General features: G+C 73.2%; 3 protein-coding genes. 1 reads left to right on the top strand and 2 read right to left on the bottom strand.

Annotated features, from left to right (window positions below; translation table 11 throughout):
- Nucleotides 1-25: 25 nt before the first annotated feature.
- Complete coding sequence (locus ACFV4N_RS39375; protein WP_499677781.1) at nt 26-1,090, bottom strand: cobalamin-independent methionine synthase II family protein; 1,065 nt, start codon at nt 1,088-1,090, stop codon at nt 26-28.
- A 20-nt stretch (nt 1,091-1,110) separates the two neighbouring features.
- A complete protein-coding gene (locus tag ACFV4N_RS39370) occupies nt 1,111-2,085 on the bottom strand; it encodes a hypothetical protein (RefSeq protein ID WP_499677780.1) in 975 nt (324 codons plus the stop codon).
- Between the two features lie 344 nt (nt 2,086-2,429).
- On the opposite strand from ACFV4N_RS39370, the gene ACFV4N_RS39365 reads away from it, so the two are divergent.
- The coding region (locus ACFV4N_RS39365; protein WP_499677779.1) for a beta-ketoacyl synthase N-terminal-like domain-containing protein at nt 2,430-4,347 on the top strand (1,918 nt) is incomplete at its 3' end.

The following is a 4,347-nucleotide window of genomic DNA, read 5'->3' as shown; positions in this document are numbered from 1 at the left end:
GCCCGCGCGGCGCCGGCGGGAGCGGTCAGGCGCCCAGCGCCTCGGCGGCCAGCCGCGTGCCCTCGACGCGGGCGGCGATCTTGGCGAACGCGGTGTCGCGCGAGGTGGACGTGTCGTCGGCGAACGGCGAGAAACCGCAGTCGTCGCAGGTGCCCAGCTGCTCCAGCGGGATGAACCGCGCCGCCTCCAGCACGCGGTCGCGCACCTCCTCGGCCGTCTCGACGCGGGGGTCGATCGGGTCCACGACACCGACGAACACCCGCGCGCCGGCGGGCAGGTGGTCCCGGATCACGGCCAACACCCGCTCGCGGTCGGGCTCGCTCGCCAGTTGCACGTAGAACCGGCCCGCCGGCACCGCGAACAGCGTCGGCAGCAGCTCCGCGTAGTCGACGTCCGCGCTGTGCGCGGAGTCCTGGTCGCCGCCGGGGCAGGTGTGCACGCCGATCCGGGCGCGCTCCTCGGCGGAGAACCGCTCCAGCACGGTGGTGATCAGCGCGGTGAAGTCGCGCAGCAGCCCGCCGGACGGGTCGAGCTTGAGCGACAGCCTGCCCTCGGTGAAGTCGAGCTGCACCGAGTCGGCGCCCGCCTCCAGGCACTGCCGGATGTCGGCCTCGGCCTCGTCCGCCAGGTCCGCCAGGAACTTCTCGCGCGGGTAGCCGTCGATGCCGTCGGCGGGGTAGAGCAGGCTCAGCGCCGAGGGCGCGATGACGGCCTGCTTGACCGGCAGGTCGGTGAGCCGCCGGGCGGCGCGGAGCTGGTCGACCGCGTGCGCGGCGTACCGGAACGGGCCGCTGGTCAGCACCGGGAGCTGCCGGGTGTGGCCGTCGGCGAACGGGACCACCGCGCCGCCGGGTGCCAGGTCCGGGATGCCCGCCACCGGGTAGGTGAGGAAGCTCGGCTTGTCCTGCTCACCGTCGGTGACGACCGGGGAGCCGGTGGCCGCCATGCGGCTCACCGTGTCGGCTAACGCCGCGTCGGTCAACCGGCGGAGCGCGGCGTCGTCGATCCGGCCCTCCGCGTGGTCCTGGAAGCCCTGGACCAGCTCCGGCGGACGGGGCACGCTGCCGATCGGCTCGGTGGGAATGGGCATGGGTGTCCTCTCGACGCGGGTCAGGACCAGGGCGCCGTCGGGTACCAGGGGATGATCTCCCGCCGGGCCAGCAGCCTGACGTCCCAGTACAGGAAGGTGAAGACACCGGCGACGATCAGCGCGGCGGCGGTGATGGCGGCGACCCTCGCCGGATCGGCCGAGAGCCACCGCTGCAAACGGCCGCCGGTGAGGTACGCCAGTGCGAGGAACACTAGCGCCATGATCACGATGTTGCCGATCGACTGAAGGGTGAACGCCGCTGCGCCGTACAGGGGATTCCGGCTCTCCGCCGCGTCACGGAACATCTGCCGGAATAACCCGAACGGGCGACCGATGAGGAATCCTCCAATGAGGACGCCCATGAACACCATGGGCGCGTTGGGGAACCGGCGGGCGATCCGCCGGAAGGGGTCGCGCACGTAGCCCAGCGCCGCCAGGCCCAGGTAGACCATCACCAGGCCGATGACCCCGAACACCACCAGGGACTGGACGCTGCGGGCGCTGAGCACGCCGGGCTGGTTGGCGGCGGTGGAGAACTGGGGCATCCGCGTGCCCACGAGGCCGACCAGCGCGCCGTAGAGCGCCGACACCGGGATCATGCCGACGGCCAGCCAGCCCAGGGGCTTGAGGGCGGTGCGCAACCGGGCCCAGCGCGAGGACGATGAGCCCAGCAGCGGGGCCACCGCGCCGAACGCGGCGATGTTGCACGCGGTGAACGTGCCCGCCACGCCGGTGGCGAAGGCGAACGCGATGCCCGCCGCCACGCCCGTGATGGGCGTGCCCTTGGCGTCGTGGCCCAGCAGGGTGTCGGCCACGGCGTCGCCGATCGTGGCGTCGACGAACTCCGCCGACCAGACCACGGTGAGCAGGAAGCCGGCGATCGCGCTGAACAGGAGCACGAGGCCGCGCCGGCGGGGGACGTGGCCGGTGGAGAACACCGACGTGCCGGTGCCGGCGGGGACGGGCGTGGACTGGTCGGTTCCGGTGCGCGCCATCCGATCTCCTCCGCGGGAGGGTGGCCCGGGGTGCGGGCCGCAGGGTGCGTACAGCATCCCCGCGCGCCGGCCGGGGCGCTTCTCCTGAATTGCGCAGCGCGAACGCGCTTCGGACCACCGCAAGCCGAAGGCGCATTCGCCGGGCTGGCGCACCGCAAATATAAATCACGGTGTTATTCAAAAAGCGCTGGTAGGCAGGGCACAACCGGAGAAGCAAAGCCGTCGCGGCGTCCGGCACGATTACCTTGCGCGCATTCTTGGAAGCGCCGTTCGTGCGTTCGACCTGTTTTCGCACAACGGCATTGTCCGGGCTGGATCGCAGAGGCCACAGAGACGGTGAAAGCATGAGCAGTGAGCGGATCGCAATCGTCGGCATCGGGCTGCGCTACCCCGATGCCGGTTCCACCGGGGAGCTCTGGGAGAACGTCCTGGCCGGTCGGCGGGCCTTCCGCAGGTTGCCCGACGAGCGGATGAACCACGACGACTACTACTCACCGGACCCCGCCGCGCCGGACCGCTTCTACTCCGCGAAAGCGGCGGTGCTGCGCGATTTCGAGTTCGACCGGGTGCGCTACCGCGTCGCGGGCAGCACGTTCCGCTCGACGGACATGACCCACTGGCTGGCCCTCGACGTCGCCGCGCGGGCCCTGGCCGACGCGGGCTTCCCCGACGGCGAGGGCCTGCCGAAGCGGACCACCGGTGTGCTGTTCGGCAACAGCCTGACCGGCGAGTTCTCCCGCGCCAACATCATGCGGCTGCGCTGGCCGTACGTGCGGCGCACGGTCGCCGCGGCGCTGACCGCGAAGGGCTGGCCCGAGGACGAGACCGCGGGCTTCCTGCGCGACCTGGAGGAGCAGTACAAGGCGCCGTTCCCGCCGATCGACGAGGACTCGCTGGCGGGCGGCCTGGCCAACACCATCGCCGGCCGCATCTGCAACCACTTCGACCTGCGTGGCGGCGGCTACACCGTGGACGGCGCCTGCTCCTCGTCGCTGCTGTCGGTCGCCACGGCCGCGAAGTCCCTCGTCGAGGGCGACCTGGACGTGGCCGTCGCGGGCGGCGTGGACCTGTCGATCGACCCGTTCGAGGTCATCGGCTTCGCCAAGACCGGCGCGCTGGCCCAGCGCGAGATGAAGGTCTACGACAAGGACTCCAACGGCTTCTGGCCCGGCGAGGGCGCCGGTGCGCTGGTGCTGCTGCGCGAGGAGGACGCGCTGGCCAGGGGGCTGCGCGTCTACGCGACCATCGCCGGGTGGGGCGTGTCCTCGGACGGCAAGGGCGGCATCACCCGCCCCGAGGCCGAGGGCCACCGCCTGGCGCTGCACCGCGCCTACGGCCGCGCCGGGTACGGCGTGGAGACCGTCTCCTACTTCGAGGGCCACGGCACCGGCACCGCGCTGGGCGACGAGACCGAGATCGAGGCGCTGTCCTCCGCCCGCCGCGCCGCCGACCCGCAGGCCCGCCCGGCCGCGCTGAGCAGCGTCAAGGGCAACTTCGGGCACACCAAGGCCGCCGCCGGCGTCGCCGGGCTGATCAAGGCCGCGCTCGCGGTGCACCACCAGGTCATCCCGCCGGGCACCGGTCAGCACGACCCGCACCCGAAGCTGACCGCGGACGACGCCGTGATGTACGTGCCGCGCGAGGCCGAGCTGTGGCCGGAGGACCGCCCGGTCCGCGCCGGCGTGTCCGCGATGGGCTTCGGCGGCATCAACACCCACATCACGCTGGAGGCCGCACCGGACGCGCCCCGCCGCGACCGGCTCGACGAGCGCACCGCCACTCTGGTCGCGAGCCGCCAGGACGCCGAGGTCCTGCTGTTCGACGCCGTCGACCGCGCCTCGCTCAAGGCGCGGCTGGCCGAGGTCGCCGCGCTGCTGCCCAAGCTGGCCTTCGCCGAGCTGGGCGACCTGGCGGGCGCGCTGGCCGCCCGGCTCACCGGCGCGTCGCTGCGCGCCGCCGTGGTGGCCCGCGCGCCCGAGGAGGCCGAGCGCAAGGTGGCCCGGCTGATCGCCGCCGTGGACGAGGGCGCGACCGCGTTCGACGTCGCCGACGGCGTGTTCCTGGACGACCGGCCGGACGCGCCCCGCGTGGCGTTCCTGTTCCCCGGCCAGGGCTCCGGGCGCGGCGCGGTCGGCGCGATCCGCCGCCGCTTCGCCGTCGCCGAGGAGGTCTTCCGCGACGCCAACCTGCCCATCGGCGGCGACCAGGTCGCCACCGAGGTGGCGCAGCCGCGCATCGTCGCGGGCTCGGGGGCCGGGCTGG

This window comes from Actinosynnema sp. NPDC059797 (assembly GCF_042732085.1).
Classification (GTDB): domain Bacteria; phylum Actinomycetota; class Actinomycetes; order Mycobacteriales; family Pseudonocardiaceae; genus Actinosynnema.
Note: the sequence above shows the minus strand (reverse complement) of the source record. Positions and strands in the feature narration are given on the sequence as shown.